Annotated in this window: 14 protein-coding genes; 9 read left to right on the forward strand and 5 right to left on the reverse strand. The window is 70.9% G+C overall.

All coding sequences use genetic code 11. From position 1 onward, the window contains the following. On the reverse strand, positions 1-633 hold the full coding sequence (locus AC0VYN_RS06515) for an AIM24 family protein (RefSeq protein ID WP_385458238.1): 633 nt from the start codon (positions 631-633) through the stop codon (positions 1-3). 181 nt (positions 634-814) lie between these two features. Here AC0VYN_RS06515 and AC0VYN_RS06520 point away from each other — a divergent pair, with 181 nt between their 5' ends. The 5 genes from AC0VYN_RS06520 to AC0VYN_RS06540 all read left to right on the forward strand — a co-directional run bounded on the left by AC0VYN_RS06520 (position 815) and on the right by AC0VYN_RS06540 (position 4,212). After that, positions 815-1,159, forward strand: coding sequence for a DUF3817 domain-containing protein (locus tag AC0VYN_RS06520; protein WP_385458237.1), 345 nt, complete (start codon positions 815-817; stop codon positions 1,157-1,159). Then, positions 1,156-1,449: an MTH1187 family thiamine-binding protein gene (locus AC0VYN_RS06525; protein ID WP_030187368.1), complete on the forward strand. Its 294-nt coding sequence runs from the start codon at positions 1,156-1,158 to the stop codon at positions 1,447-1,449. Before AC0VYN_RS06520 ends, AC0VYN_RS06525 begins: the two co-directional genes overlap by 4 nt. A gap of 76 nt (positions 1,450-1,525) precedes the next feature. Then, positions 1,526-2,035: a MarR family winged helix-turn-helix transcriptional regulator gene (locus AC0VYN_RS06530; protein WP_475535154.1), complete on the forward strand. Its 510-nt coding sequence runs from the start codon at positions 1,526-1,528 to the stop codon at positions 2,033-2,035. Positions 2,036-2,091: 56 nt separating this feature from the next. After that, positions 2,092-2,430, forward strand: coding sequence for a DUF3817 domain-containing protein (locus tag AC0VYN_RS06535; RefSeq protein ID WP_475535155.1), 339 nt, complete (start codon positions 2,092-2,094; stop codon positions 2,428-2,430). Between the two features lie 81 nt (positions 2,431-2,511). Continuing rightward, the gene (locus AC0VYN_RS06540) at positions 2,512-4,212 is read left to right on the forward strand and encodes an acyl-CoA mutase large subunit family protein (RefSeq protein WP_475535156.1); all 1,701 of its coding nucleotides are present in this window, start codon (positions 2,512-2,514) and stop codon (positions 4,210-4,212) included. Positions 4,213-4,261: 49 nt separating this feature from the next. Here AC0VYN_RS06540 and AC0VYN_RS06545 read toward each other — a convergent pair whose 3' ends face one another. Beyond that, complete coding sequence (locus AC0VYN_RS06545) at positions 4,262-4,903, reverse strand: TetR/AcrR family transcriptional regulator (RefSeq protein ID WP_475535157.1); 642 nt, start codon at positions 4,901-4,903, stop codon at positions 4,262-4,264. A gap of 249 nt (positions 4,904-5,152) precedes the next feature. Between AC0VYN_RS06545 and AC0VYN_RS06550 the strand changes: the two genes are divergently transcribed. The 4 genes from AC0VYN_RS06550 to AC0VYN_RS06565 all read left to right on the forward strand — a co-directional run bounded on the left by AC0VYN_RS06550 (position 5,153) and on the right by AC0VYN_RS06565 (position 9,493). Beyond that, positions 5,153-6,130, forward strand: coding sequence for a tetratricopeptide repeat protein (locus AC0VYN_RS06550; RefSeq protein WP_475535158.1), 978 nt, complete (start codon positions 5,153-5,155; stop codon positions 6,128-6,130). Between the two features lie 656 nt (positions 6,131-6,786). Continuing rightward, positions 6,787-7,419 (forward strand): DUF6230 family protein, encoded by a 633-nt coding sequence (locus tag AC0VYN_RS06555; RefSeq protein WP_362496871.1) that lies wholly within the window; start codon positions 6,787-6,789, stop codon positions 7,417-7,419. 117 nt (positions 7,420-7,536) lie between these two features. Then, a complete protein-coding gene (locus tag AC0VYN_RS06560) occupies positions 7,537-8,145 on the forward strand; it encodes a DUF6114 domain-containing protein (RefSeq protein WP_475535159.1) in 609 nt (202 codons plus the stop codon). Continuing rightward, complete coding sequence (locus AC0VYN_RS06565; protein ID WP_475535160.1) at positions 8,135-9,493, forward strand: hypothetical protein; 1,359 nt, start codon at positions 8,135-8,137, stop codon at positions 9,491-9,493. Before AC0VYN_RS06560 ends, AC0VYN_RS06565 begins: the two co-directional genes overlap by 11 nt. A gap of 90 nt (positions 9,494-9,583) precedes the next feature. Here AC0VYN_RS06565 and pyk read toward each other — a convergent pair whose 3' ends face one another. The 3 genes from pyk to pta all read right to left on the reverse strand — a co-directional run bounded on the left by pyk (position 9,584) and on the right by pta (position 14,393). Further along, positions 9,584-11,014 carry a pyruvate kinase gene (pyk, locus tag AC0VYN_RS06570; RefSeq protein WP_475535161.1) on the reverse strand — a complete coding sequence of 477 codons (1,431 nt, stop codon included), beginning with the start codon at positions 11,012-11,014 and terminating at the stop codon, positions 9,584-9,586. Between the two features lie 74 nt (positions 11,015-11,088). After that, complete coding sequence (locus AC0VYN_RS06575) at positions 11,089-12,303, reverse strand: acetate kinase (RefSeq protein ID WP_475535162.1); 1,215 nt, start codon at positions 12,301-12,303, stop codon at positions 11,089-11,091. Then, entirely contained in the window at positions 12,300-14,393 is a 2,094-nt protein-coding gene (gene pta, locus AC0VYN_RS06580) for a phosphate acetyltransferase (protein ID WP_475535163.1), read from the reverse strand. Before pta ends, AC0VYN_RS06575 begins: the two co-directional genes overlap by 4 nt. Positions 14,394-14,434: the final 41 nt, after the last annotated feature.

Raw genomic sequence — 14,434 nt, forward strand, 5'->3', positions numbered from 1 at the left:
TCACACGTCCCCCGCGATCGTGTTGCGCTCGCTCGGCTGCACGTACACCAGTCCGTCGCCCTCGAAGCGGATCTGGAAGGCCTCGCCGCCGCCCTCGCCGAGCAGCGTGCGGAAGGTCACACCCGACTGGAAGGACTGCCGCAGGTTCCCCTGGTGCGCGACGTACGCCCCCGGGTCGACGGTCAGCGGGTACTGCGCGCTGACCCGCAGCACCACCGCCGGGCCGTCCGACATGATCGCCGCCTGCCCGTGCCCCTCGACCGTCGTGGTGAACAGCCCGTTGCCCTGGGCGGCGCCCCGGGTCCCGGTGAAGCTCGTGCCCGTGCGCAGCCCGGCGTCGGCCGCCAGGAAGTTGCTCGACTCGACGTACAGCGTGTCGCCCCGGAGCCCCACCAGCGTGATCTCCGAGGCCCGGTCCGCGAACCAGCAGGTCCCCTGCCCCCTCACCTCCATCACCGTCATCTGCTCGCCGGTGATCCGCCGGGTCACCATGCCCCGGAGGCCCTCACCGCCGCCGCTCAGCTTCTTGAAGGCCATCTCCCCGTCGTACGCGACCATCGAGCCGTTCTTCGCCTTCACGGCGTCCCCGGTCATGTCGACGGCGAGCACCTTGCTGCCTTGAAGTCGGAACATCGCCACAAATGAGAACGTAGCCGTCGAACGGGTCCGCCGACAGGCCCCGCGGGGGGACCCCGACCCCCTCACCCGGACGTGCCGCGGGTTTGCCACAATGGACCAGCGCTTGTGAGTGTGTTCACAAGGCATCGGCTCGCGATCGATCCCTCACCCACCCCTCTCCCACCGAAGGTGACCCGTGGACCTCAAGACCGCCACCGCCCTCCGCCGCCTCCGCCTGGTCTCGGGCCCCGAGGCGATCTCGTTCCTCCTGCTGCTCGTCTGCTCGGTCCTGAAGCGGACCACGGACTTCAACGCCGTACCGGTGATGGGCGCGGTCCACGGTGTCCTCTTCGTGCTGTACGTGCTCTTCTGGGCGGACGCCTGGAACCGCGCGAAGTGGCCCGTCGGCACGGCCGCCCTCTACTTCGTCCTGTCGGTCCTGCCGACCGGCGGCTTCTTCGCCGAGCGCCGGCTCAAGCGTGAGGCCGAGGACGCGGTCATCGCCTCGCGCGCCCGCCAGGAAGGGGTCGTCAACGCATGATCGTCGCCTTTTCCGTCACGCCGCTGGGCGTCGGCGAGGACGTCGGGGAGTACGTGGCCGACGCGGTCCGGGTGGTCCGCGAGTCGGGGCTGCCGAACCGCACCGACGCGATGTTCACGTCCGTCGAGGGCGAGTGGGACGAGGTCATGGACGTCGTCCGGCGGGCCGTGGCCGCCGTCGAGGCGCGGGCGCCGCGGGTGTCCCTGGTCCTCAAGGCGGACATCCGCCCCGGCGTCACGGACGGTCTGACGTCCAAGGTGGAGACGGTGGAGCGCCACCTCGCCGGCTGACACCGCCGACGGGCGGTGGTATCGAAAGGCGAGACGGGGCTGACCGGCATATGACCGGCCGGTAAGGTCTGGTGCCGTGCCGAAGCCCCTCAGCCTCTCCTTCGATCCCATCGCCCGCGCCGACGATCTCTGGAAGCAGCGCTGGGGCGGCGTGCCCTCGATGGCCGCGATCACCTCGATCATGCGCGCCCAGCAGATCCTGCTGGCCGAGGTCGACGCGGTGGTCAAGCCCTACGGCCTGACGTTCGCGCGCTACGAGGCGCTGGTGCTGCTCACCTTCTCCAAGTCGGGCGAGCTGCCGATGTCCAAGATCGGCGAACGGCTCATGGTGCACCCCACCTCCGTGACCAACACCGTCGACCGCCTGGTCAGGGCCGGTCTGGTCGACAAGCGCCCCAACCCCAACGACGGCCGCGGCACGCTCGCCAGCATCACCGACAAGGGCCGCGAGGTCGTCGAGTCGGCCACCCGCGACCTCATGGCCATGGACTTCGGCCTGAGCGCGTACGACGCCGAGGAGTGCGGCGAGATCTTCGCCATGCTCAGGCCGCTGCGGGTGGCGGCGGGGGACTTCAAGGCGGAGTGAGCCCGTCGGCGGGGCCGCCGGAAGATCGCCCGAAACGTGTGGTTACGCTCGTGGACATGAAAAAGAGCGTGCTGACCCGCTACCGCGTCATGGCGTACGTCACCGGTGTACTGCTGATCGCCCTGTGCCTGGGCATGATCGCCAAGTACGCCCTGGAGATGGACGGCGCCGCCGACTTCACCCGGGTCGTCAGCATCGCCCACGGCTGGCTGTACGTCATCTACCTCGTCTTCGCCTTCGACCTGGGCTCCAAGGCGAAGTGGCCGGTCAAGAAGCAGCTCTGGGTGCTGCTCGCGGGAACCGTCCCGACGGCCGCCTTCTTCGTGGAGCGCAGGATCAGCCGCGAGCTGGACGCCGAGGTGACCCGGCCCGCCCCGGCGCCCGCCGAGGCCTGACCCCCGCCGCACCGCCGTACGGACACCCGTACGGCGGTACCCCATCGACATTTACTTGGACGTCCTAGTAAATTCGAGGGTATGGACGCTGACGCCGTAGAGGAAGGCCGCCGCCGGTGGCAGGCCCGGTACGACGCCGCGCGCAAGCGTGACGCCGACTTCACCACGCTCTCCGGGGATCCCGTGGAGCCGGTGTACGGGCCCCGGGACGGGGACAGGTACGAGGGGTTCGAGCGGATCGGGTGGCCGGGGGAGTTCCCCTTCACCCGGGGGCTGTACCCCACCGGCTACCGCGGGCGGACGTGGACCATCCGGCAGTTCGCCGGGTTCGGGAACGCGGAGCAGACCAACGAGCGGTACAAGATGATCCTCCGCAACGGCGGAGGAGGGCTCTCCGTCGCCTTCGACATGCCGACGCTGATGGGCCGCGACTCCGACGACCCGCGCTCGCTGGGCGAGGTCGGGCACTGCGGGGTGGCCATCGACTCGGCCGCCGACATGGAGGTGCTGTTCAAGGACATCCCCCTGGGGGACGTCACCACCTCCATGACGATCAGCGGGCCCGCCGTGCCCGTGTTCTGCATGTACCTCGTGGCGGCCGAGCGGCAGGGCGTCGACGCCTCCGTGCTGAACGGCACGCTCCAGACGGACATCTTCAAGGAGTACATCGCCCAGAAGGAGTGGCTCTTCCAGCCCGAGCCGCACCTGCGCCTCATCGGCGACCTGATGGAGTACTGCGCGGCCGGCATCCCCGCCTACAAGCCGCTCTCCGTCTCCGGCTACCACATCCGCGAAGCCGGGGCGACCGCCGCCCAGGAGCTGGCGTACACGCTCGCGGACGGCTTCGGGTACGTCGAGCTGGGGCTCAGCCGGGGACTGGACGTCGACGTCTTCGCGCCCGGGCTGTCCTTCTTCTTCGACGCGCACGTCGACTTCTTCGAGGAGATCGCGAAGTTCCGCGCGGCCCGGCGCATCTGGGCGCGCTGGATGCGGGACGTGTACGGCGCGAACAGCGAGAAGGCGCAGTGGCTGCGGTTCCACACCCAGACCGCCGGTGTCTCGCTGACCGCCCAGCAGCCGTACAACAACGTCGTGCGCACCGCCGTGGAGGCGCTGGCCGCCGTGCTCGGCGGGACCAACTCCCTGCACACCAACGCCCTGGACGAGACCCTCGCGCTGCCCAGCGAGCAGGCCGCCGAGATCGCCCTGCGGACCCAGCAGGTGCTGATGGAGGAGACCGGCGTCGCCAACGTCGCCGACCCGCTGGGCGGTTCCTGGTTCGTCGAGCAGCTCACGGACCGGATCGAGGCGGACGCGGAGAAGATCTTCGAGCAGATCAGGGAGCGCGGGCTGCGCGCCCACCCGGACGGGCAGCACCCCATCGGCCCGATCACCTCCGGCATCCTGCGCGGCATCGAGGACGGCTGGTTCACCGGCGAGATCGCCGAGTCCGCCTTCCGCTACCAGCAGGCACTGGAGAAGGACGACAAGAAGGTCGTCGGCGTCAACGTGCACACCGGCTCCGTCACCGGCGACCTGGAGATCCTGCGGGTCAGCCACGAGGTCGAGCGCGAGCAGGTGCGGGTGCTCGGCGAGCGCAGGACGGCCCGGGACGACGCGGCCGTGCGCTTGGCGCTGGACGCCATGCTGGCCGCGGCCCGCTCCGGCGGCAACATGATCGAGCCGATGCTGGACGCGGTGCGCGCCGAGGCGACGCTCGGTGAGATCTGCGGGGTGCTGCGGGACGAGTGGGGGGTGTATACGGAGCCGGCGGGCTTCTAGGAGCCGGTGCCGGCGCGGCCGGGAGGGCTCCGCCTCCCGGCACCCGAACCTATGCCCGGCCGCCACCCGGGTCGGCGGGGCGGGAGGCCAGGCCCCACAGCAGTACCTGTGTGAAGCCCCGTACCCACTCCCCGTCCGCCGGTTCCGCGCTGACCAGGGTGCGGTGGACCACCGCACCCGCCACCACGTCGAAGATGAGGTCCGCGGTGCGGGCGGCCTCGGCCGGGTCGGGCTCGGCGGGCAGCTCGCCGCGCGCCTGGGCGCGGGACCTGCCCTCCAGCACCAGGCGCTTCTGCCGGTCGACGATGGAGGCGCGGATGCGTTCGCGCAGCGCGTCGTCCCGCGTGGACTCGGCCACCACCGCCATCAGCCCGCTCCTGGCCTCCGGCCGGGCCAGGATCGCCGCGAACTGAAGCACCACGCCCTCGATGTCGGCGGCCAGGCAGCCGCGGTCGGGCAGTTCGAGTTCGTCGAAGAGCTCCGCCACGGCGTCCACGACCAGTTCGTTCTTGCCGGCCCAGCGACGATAGAGGGTCGTCTTCGCAACCCCGGCCCGCGTCGCCACGTCTCCCAGGGTGAGCTTCGACCAGCCGAGGTCCACCAGGGCCGCCCGCGTGGCGGACAGGATCGCGGTGTCCGCCGCGGCGCTGCGCGGGCGCCCGGCACGGCCGGCGGGGGTGCTGCTCTGCATGTGCCGACCATAACCGCGTGTTTTCGCCGGCCCGCCGTGAGGGAGATCACCGGGGCGGGGTGTTCCGACGGCCCGTCATGGCATTACGCTACGACTCGTAGCGAAAGCGCGGGTGCGCCCGTGCCCGAGCGACGACCACGGGCGCAGGGTGGGGACCCGGCGCCGGACAACCCGTGCCAACGGCACACGTCAGGGCGGGCTTTCCCGACGCTTTTCACACACGCGCGCAGGACAGGGGAGGATAGACCCATGCAGCCACGGAACATGTCCATGAGCGGGGTCGTCGACCTCGCCGCGGTGAAGGCGGCCCAGGAGGCCAAGGCGAAGGCGGAGCAGGCTCGCGCCGAGGCCGCCCGGCACGGCGGAGCGGGGGGCGTCTCCCCGGCCGACCTCGTCATCGACGTCGACGAGGCACGCTTCGAGACCGACGTCCTGCAGCGGTCCACCGAGGTCCCGGTCGTCATCGACTTCTGGGCCGAGTGGTGCGAGCCCTGCAAGCAGTTGAGCCCCGTCCTGGAGCGGCTCGCCGTCGAGTACAACGGGCGCTTCCTCCTCGCCAAGATCGACGTCGACGCCAACCAGATGCTCATGCAGCAGTTCGGCGTCCAGGGCATCCCGGCCGTCTTCGCGGTCGTGGCCGGACAGGCGCTGCCGCTCTTCCAGGGCGCCGCGGGCGAGGCGCAGATCCGCCAGACCCTGGACCAGCTGGTGCAGGTCGCCGAGCAGCGCTTCGGCCTGACCGGTCTCGTCGTCGACCCGGAGGCGGAGCCCGGCGCGAACCCGGCCGACGCCCCCGAGCGTCCGGCCGGGCCGCACGACGCGGCGCTGGAGGCCGCGGTGCAGGCACTGGACGCCGGCGACCTGGCCGGTGCCGTCCGCGCGTACAAGAACGTGCTCAGCGACGACCCGGGCAACACGGAGGCCAAACTCGGCCTCGCCCAGGCGGAGTTGCTCCAGCGCGTGCAGGACGCCGACCCGCAGCGGGTCCGGCAGGACGCGGCCGACAAGCCGGACGACGCGCAGGCGCAGATCGCCGCCGCCGACCTGGACCTGGTGGGCGGTCACGTGGAGGACGCCTTCGGCCGGCTCATCGACACGGTGCGCCGCACGGCCGGTGACGACCGGGACGCCGTACGGGTGCGGCTGCTGGAGCTGTTCGAGGTGGTCGGCGCCGACGACCCGCGGGTGACGGCGGCACGCCGGGCGCTCGCCCGCGCCCTGTTCTAAGGGGGCGTTCCGGGGCCCGTCCGCCGGGCGGTCGCCGGCCGTCCGGCCGGGTGATGCCCGAGTGAGGGAACTGCCGACGAGACGTCATTGCGGCCGCGCTTTACCAAATCTTGGTAATCGCGGCCGCTGTTACTGCCAGTAAGGCAATGGCGTTGTTGTGTCGGATTCTGTCCAGCGATCAATAGTTTTGTCCCCCTCTCATGACACACCCAGCGTCGCCGTACGGGGCCGGCGTGTCGTCTCGCGGTTATCCGGCCGTTACTAGCCAGTAACGAACCCCCTTGTGTCGGCGGCGAGAATGCACCACGATCGGCGACGCTCGGTCCATTCCCGTAACCCGAAAGCCAGTCGGGTCGCGGGGGTTCCCTGGGTCCCCACCGAGCAGAGCCGGCGGCAGTGGCGCCGGCTCTTGGACAGGGGGGTCTTCACCCACCCGGTGAAGCCTGTCCAGCAGGGTTGTGCGTGATGCCTGTCAGGCGCGACCAGTGGTTGTCGCTCGGGGGTGATCGCCGGTGATTGGGGCGCGTTGTACGTGCCGCCGAGCGCAGGCGCTCTCCTTCCCGAGGACGTAGCACTTCTCCCATCCCTGCCAGGCCGAGCCACCGATCCCGGGGGCGGGCCGAGGCCAGGAGATGTACGTCCGAGAAGGAGGAAATATGGAGTCCCAGGTGCGTGGCGGGACCAGATGGAAGCGGTTCGCCGTCGTCATGGTGCCCAGCGTGGCCGCGACGGCCGCCATAGGCGTGGCGCTGGCGCAGGGTGCCCTGGCGGCGTCGTTCAGCGTCTCCGGCCAGTCGTTCAAGGTGACGGCCGACCAGCTCGACGGTACGGGCTTCGTCCAGTACGGGGCGATCGACTCGGGTTACACGCTCGACGGACAGAAGACGGCTCACCCCGTCGCCGTCTCGGCGTTCAAGTCCGCGTCGATCAAGGGCATGTGCCAGTCCGTGGTCACCCCGGACATCCCGCTCATCGGCTCGGTCAGCCTCATGCTGAAGGCCGGCGGCGGCAGCAAGGCGGTCGAGGCCGAGAACCTGTACATCGACGTCGAGCAGCTCGAGGCCGATGCCACGTTCCGCGGCATCGACATCGGCGTCGCGGCCAAGGACGCCGCCAAGGGTCCGGGCATCAAGAAGGGCGACACGGCGAACCCGTACGGGTTCTCGCAGCAGGCCGACTCGGTCACGCTGACCGGCGTGAAGCAGACGGCGTGGGCGACCACCGCCGGAACCTTCAAGCTCAGCGGTCTGAAGATGTCGCTGTCCAAGGGTGTCAAGGAGTGCTACTAAGCACTCGCTGACGGGCGGGGGAGCCGGTGGCGCCCCCGCCCGTCCACTCTCCGGCCGCGGCTTCACGCGCGGCCCACATCTCCACCACAGCAAAGCCGTACCAGGGAGCTGTTTTCCATGAGCGCCGAGACTCCTGCCGCAACCGGCCAGTTCAGCCGCCGGAGGCTGCAGTTCCGTGCCTGGCGAGGCGCGCGGCCGTTCTGGGCCGGTCTGTTCGTCGCCCTCGGCGGACTCCCCATCGCCTACTTCCCGTACGCGAACCTCCAGATCGGTCACCTGACGCTGGCGATGGCCACCACCGCGGGCGCCGGGTCCCTGATCATCGGCGTGCTGCTGGTCGTCCTGGGCGTCAGCCTGTGGTTCCAGAAGCACGTCCGGGTCTTCGCGGGCGTGGCGGCGATCCTGCTGGCCCTGGTGTCCATCCCCGTGTCCAACCTCGGCGGTTTCCTCATCGGCTTCCTGCTCGCGCTGGTCGGCGGAGCGATGGCCGTGTCGTGGGTACCGGGTCAGCCGCCGCAGGCCGAGCCGCCGGTGGACGGCAGGGGAACGGGCGACGCGCCCGAGGGCGTGGTCCCCGGCACCCCGGTGCCCGACGCGACGGTGCCGCAGCCGCGGGACGGCCTGGCCGACGGGGGCTCCCCCCAGGCCTACAAGTCCCTGGGGGAGAACGATCTGTCAGGAACGAGCCCGGCCAACGGGGCGAACGGGAGGCACAGTGCCGGCTGACGAGGTGACCCGCGGGACTGACGTGGAGTCGTTCCGTGTGAGAACCGGGCCGCGCCACGCGGCACCCAAGAAGCCGTTGTTCACCAGGTTCCACATGCCGGCCGGCAAGGCGATAGCCCTGGCCGCGATGCCCACGGCGGTCCTCATGGGGATGGGGTTCACGCCGACGCTGGCCCTCGCGGACGGCAACGACGCGGCGCCGCCGTCGAACAGCCTCACGGCCGACGAGTACAAGGACTGCGTGGCGGCCCTGGAGGACGCCGAGAAGGGCTCGTCGGAGTCCCCCGCACCGTCGCCCTCGGCGACCGACGGGGCCGACGGCGGCAAGGCCGACGACAAGGGTGACGCGACGGAGCCGGATCCCTCGGCCTCCGGCGACGCGGACCAGGACAGCGGCAAGGGCGCCGGACAGGGCGCCGATTCGTCCTCTTCGCCGGATTCAGGTTCCGACGACAAGGCCGAGCCCACACCCTCCGTGTCCCCCGAGGCGCAGAGCCAGGAGAAGGCACCCGCCGCCGAGACCCCGTCGCCCTCGCCGTCCGAGAGCGAGAAGGGCGGTGTGCTGAAGGACCTCGGCGACACCATCGAGGGCATCTTCACCGGCGGCAGGACCGAGGAGAGCCCCAGCCCCACGCCCACCCCGACGGCCTCCGCGAGCGCCGCCGAGGATCCCGCCGGCACCGTCGAGGACACCGTCGACAAGGCCACCGGGACGGCGAAGGACACCGTCCGGGACGCCACCGACGCGGCGTCCGAGGCGGCCGAGGACACCGGGAAGACGGCGGACGAGGCCGTGCAGGAGGCGACGGAGGCCGCCGAGGAGGCCACCGCCTCACCCAGCCCCGACGCGTCCGAGAGCGCCGGCACGGACGTGGACGACTGCCCGGTCGCCACCGACGCGGAGGGCGGCGTCGACAACCAGGTGCCGCTCCCGGACGACCCCTGGTACCTCAACGCCAGCTCGCTGCTGCTCAAGGGCGCCTCGTACAAGGGCATCGTCGAGGTCAGGACGGCCAACGGCACCACCAAGAAGGTGCTGAAGTACGTCATCTCGAACGGCACCGACATCGGCGACCTGCACCAGACGGTGAAGGACGAGCAGTCCGGCAAGACCTACCACGTGCAGGCGGCCAAGGGCTCGACGTCCACGATCCGCGACGGCGAGACGGTGATGTACACGGAGAGCATCTCGGGCAACCTGCTCGGGCTGATCCCGATCACCTTCGACCCGGAGAACCCGCCGCCGCTGGACATCCCGCTGATCTACTTCACCAAGGTGACGGTCGTCCAGGCCGGTCAGTTCGGCGGCACCCTGCACGTCCCCGGGCTGCACCAGTACACGAGCTGAGCACGCCCCCGCGCCCGTCCGGGAGCCGCGCAACACCGAGGGCGCCCCCTGAACCACAGGGGGCGCCCTCGTCGTGCGTCGCGGACGGCGTCAGGCGCGGCGCGTCTCGCCGAGGTGGTGCACGCGGACCATGTTGGTGGTGCCGGGCACGCCGGGGGGCGAGCCGGCGGTGATCACGACGACGTCGCCGTCGTTGAAGCGGCTCAGCTTCACCATCTCCTGGTCCACCAGCTCGACCATCTCGTCCGTGCTGGCGACGAACGGCACCACGTGCGGCTCCACGCCCCAGCTCAGCGCCAGCTGGTTGCGGGTGGACTCGTCGGTCGTGAAGGCGAGGATCGGCTGGGCGGCGCGGTAGCGGGACAGCCGGCGGGCGGTGTCGCCGGACTGGGTGAACGCCACCAGGCCCTTGCCGCCGAGGAAGTCGGCGATCTCGGCGGCGGCCCGGGCCACCGAACCGCCCTGCGTGCGCGGCTTCTTGCCCGGGACCAGCGGCTGGAGGCCCTTGGAGAGCAGCTCCTGCTCGGCCGCGGTGACGATCTTCGACATCGTCTTCACGGTCTCGATCGGGTACGCGCCCACGGACGACTCCGCCGACAGCATGACCGCGTCCGCGCCGTCCAGGATCGCGTTGGCCACGTCGGAGGCCTCGGCGCGGGTCGGCCGGGAGTTGGTGATCATCGACTCCATCATCTGGGTCGCCACGATCACCGGCTTGGCGTTGCGCCGGCACAGCTCGATCAGGCGCTTCTGCACCATGGGGACCTTCTCGAGCGGGTACTCGACGGCCAGGTCGCCACGGGCGACCATCACACCGTCGAACGCCATCACGACGGCCTCCATGTTGTCGACCGCCTGGGGCTTCTCCACCTTGGCGATCACCGGGACGCGGCGGCCCTCCTCGTCCATGACGCGGTGCACGTCGGCGACGTCCTTGGCGTCCCGGACGAAGGAGAGGGCGACCAGGTCGCAGCCCATGCGCAGCGCGAAGCGGAGGTCCTCGACGTCCTTCTCGGACAGCGCGGGCACGTTCACCGCGGCACCGGGCAGGTTGATGCCCTTGTGGTCGGAGATGACGCCGCCCTCGATGACGATCGTCCGCACCCGGTGGCCCTCGACCCCGGTGACCTTCAGCTCGACGTTGCCGTCGTTGATGAGCACCTGGTCGCCCTTGGTCACGTCGCCGGGCAGGCCCTTGTACGTCGTGCCGCAGATCGTCCGGTCGCCCGGCACGTCCTCGGTGGTGATGGTGAACTCGTCACCGCGCACCAGCTCGACGGGGCCCTCGGCGAAGGTCTCCAGGCGGATCTTGGGGCCCTGCAGGTCGGCGAGGACGCCGATGGCCCTGCCGGTCTCCTTGGCGGCGGCCCGGACACGGTCGTAACGCCCCTGGTGCTCGGCGTGGGTGCCGTGGCTGAAGTTGAAGCGGGCCACGTTCATGCCGGCTTCGATCAGGGCGACGAGCTGCTCGTGGGAGTCGACCGCGGGGCCGAGAGTACAGACGATTTTCGAACGGCGCATGGGGGCGATCCTATCGGTTTGTTTCGCTGCGGAATATTCCGTCTGGCGGAAAATACAAAAGGGCGGGATGCCGCTCAGGTGAGATTCCCCGAACCATTTACCAGCGCGTAGGTTTGTGTCGCGATCTCCATTTCCTCGTCGGTCGGCACCACGGCCACCGCCACCCGTGCGGACGGCGGAGAGATCAGCCGCGCCCCGTCGCCGCGCACGGCGTTCAGGTCCGCGTCGACCGCCAGGCCCATTCCCTCCAGGCCCGCCACGGCGGCTTCCCGCACCGGTGCCGCGTTCTCGCCGACCCCGGCCGTGAAGACGACCGCGTCCACGCGTCCGAGAACGGCGTAATAGGCACCGATGTACTTCTTCAGCCGGTGAATGTAGATGTCGAAGGCCAGTCGCGCCCGTTCGTCACCGTCGTCCATCCGGCGGCGGATCTCCCGCATGTCGTTGTCACCGCACAGACCGATCAGACCGCTCCTCTTGTTGAGGAGATCGTCGATCTCGTCGGCGGACATTCCGCCGACCCGCATCAAATGGAAGATGACGGCCGGGTCCATGTCTCCCGAGCGCGTACCCATCACGAGCCCCTCCAAAGGCGTCAGCCCCATGGAGGTGTCCACGCAGCGACCGCCGCGCACGGCCGAGGCGGACGCCCCGTTGCCCAGGTGCAGCACGATGACGTTCACCTCCTCCGGCGTCCGGCCCAGCAGCTTCGCCGTCTCCCGCGAGACGTACGCGTGCGAGGTGCCGTGGAAGCCGTAGCGCCGGACGCGGTGGGCGTCGGCGGTCTCCACGTCGATGGCGTACCGGGCGGCGGACTCCGGCATCGTCGTGTGGAAGGCGGTGTCGAAGACGGCGACCTGCGGCAGGTCCGGGCGCAGTGCCCGCGCGGTGCGGATGCCGGTGAGATTCGCCGGGTTGTGCAGCGGGGCGACCGGGATCAGGCGCTCGATCTCGGCCAGCACGGCGTCGTCGACCACGGTCGGCTCGGTGAAACGCTTTCCGCCGTGCACCACCCGGTGCCCGACCGCGGCCAGCTCCGGCGAGTCCAGGCCGAGCCCGTCCTTGGCCAGCTCCGCCGCCATGCACTTCAGCGCGGCCTCGTGGTCGGCGACGGGCCCGTCCCACTCGCGGGCCGCGCCGTCCGCCGGGGTGTGAATGAGCCGCGAGGTCTCCTCGCCGATCCGCTCGACGAGGCCCACCGCCAGCCGGCTGTGATCGCGCATGTCGAGCAGCTGGTACTTCACCGACGAGGAGCCGGAGTTGAGGACGAGGACACGGGTGGGGCTCACAGGTCGGACGCCTTCTCGCTCGGGGACTGCTGGGCCTGGATCGCCGTGATGGCGACGGTGTTGACGATGTCCTGGACGAGCGCGCCCCGGGACAGGTCGTTGACGGGCTTGCGCAGGCCCTGGAGGACCGGGCCGACGGCGACGGCGCCGGCCGAGCGCTGCACGGCCTTGTACGTGTTGTTGCCGGTGTTCAGGTCGGGGAAGATCAGCACGCTGGCCTGCCCGGCGACCTCGGAGCCGGGCAGCTTGGTCGCGGCGACCGACGGCTCGACGGCGGCGTCGTACTGGATCGGTCCCTCGACCCGCAGGTCGGGGCGGCGCGAGCGGACCAGCCCGGTCGCCTCGCGCACCTTGTCGACGTCCGCGCCGGTGCCGGACGTGCCGGTCGAGTACGACAGCATCGCGATCCGCGGATCCACGCCGAACTGCGCCGCCGTGGCCGCCGACTGCGTCGCGATGTCGGCGAGCTGCTCGGCGTCCGGGTCCGGGTTCACCGCGCAGTCGCCGTAGACGAGGACCTTGTCGGCCAGGCACATGAAGAAGACGGAGGAGACGATCGACGCCTCCGGCCTGGTCTTGATGATCTCGAAGGCCGGGCGGATGGTCGCCGCCGTCGAGTGCACGGACCCCGACACCATGCCGTCGGCCAGCCCCTCCTGCACCATGAGCGTGCCGAAGTAGTTGACGTCGGAGACCACGTCGTAGGCCAGCTCCACGGTGACGCCCTTGTGGGCGCGCAGGGCCGCGTACTTCTCGGCGAAGGAGTCGCGCAGCTCGGACACCGCCGGGTCGATCAGCTCGGCGGCGCCCAGGTCGATGCCCAGGTCGGCGGCCTTCTTGCGGATCTGCTCGGCCGGACCGAGCAGCGTCAGCTCGCACACGCCCCGGCGCAGCAGCACCTCCGCCGCGTGCAGCACCCGCTCCTCGGTGCCCTCGGGCAGGACGACCCTGCGCGGATCGGAGCGGGCCTGCTCCAGCAGCTGGTGCTCGAACATCATCGGGGTGACCCGGTCGCTGCTCGGCGCCGAGACCCGCTTGCTGAGGTCGGCGGTGTCGACGTACCGCTCGAAGAGGCCGAGGGCGGTCTCCGCCTTGCGCGGGGTGGCCGCGTTCAGCTTGCCCTCCAGGGAGAACAGCTGCTCGGCGGTGGGGAAGCTGTTGCCGGTCACCGACAGCACCGGCGTGCCCGGGGCGAGCCGGGCGGCGAGGGTGAGGATGCCCTCGCCCGGCACCTCGTCCAGGGTCAGCAGCAGCCCGGCGATCGGCGGGGTGCCGGCGCTGTGCGCGGCCAGCGTGCCGATCACCAGGTCGGCACGGTCGCCGGGGGTGATCACCAGGCAGCCGGGGGTCAGCGCGGCCAGCAGGTTGGGCAGCATGGCCCCGCCGAAGACGAAGTCCAGCGCGTCGCGGGCGAGCCCCGAGTCGTCCCCGAGGACCACCTCGGCGCCGAGGGTGTGCGCGATCTGGGAGACGGTCGGCGCCGACAGCGCGGGCTCGTCGGGCACCACCCAGCAGGGCACCGGCAGCCGGTTCGCGACCCGCTCGGCGATCTCGTCCCGGTCCTCGCGGGCGACCCGGTTGGTCACCATGGCCAGGACGTCGCAGCCCAGCCCGTCGTAGGCGCGGAAGGCGTTGACGGTCTCGGCGAGCACGGACTCCGCGGTCTGCTTGCGGCCGCCCACGACCGGGAGCACCGAGGCGCCGAACTCGTTGGCGAGCCGGGCGTTCAGCGACAGCTCGTCCGGGAGCTGGGTGTCGGCGAAGTCGGTGCCGAGGACCAGGACGACGTCGTAGTCCCGGGCGACCAGGTGGAACCGGTCGACCAGCGCGGACACCAGCTCGTCCGTGCCCTGTTCGGCCTGGAGCGCGGACGCCTCCTGGTAGTCGAGGCCGTAGACGGTCGCCGGGTCCTGCGAGAGCCGGTAGCGGGCGCGCAGCAGCTCGAAGAGGCGGTCCGGCCCGTCGTGGACCAGGGGCCGGAAGACGCCCACCCGGTCGACCTGCCGGGTCAGGAGCTCCATGACCCCCAGCTCGACGACCTGGCGGCCGTCGCCGCGGTCGATACCGGTCAGGTACACGCTGCGCGTCACGCGTGCTCTCCGTTTCGTCTGAGGGCGATCGTCCGGCGGCC

The sequence above is a fragment of the Streptomyces sp. 63XJN7_1_ISO-PGPR-S23-121 genome (assembly GCF_056173025.1).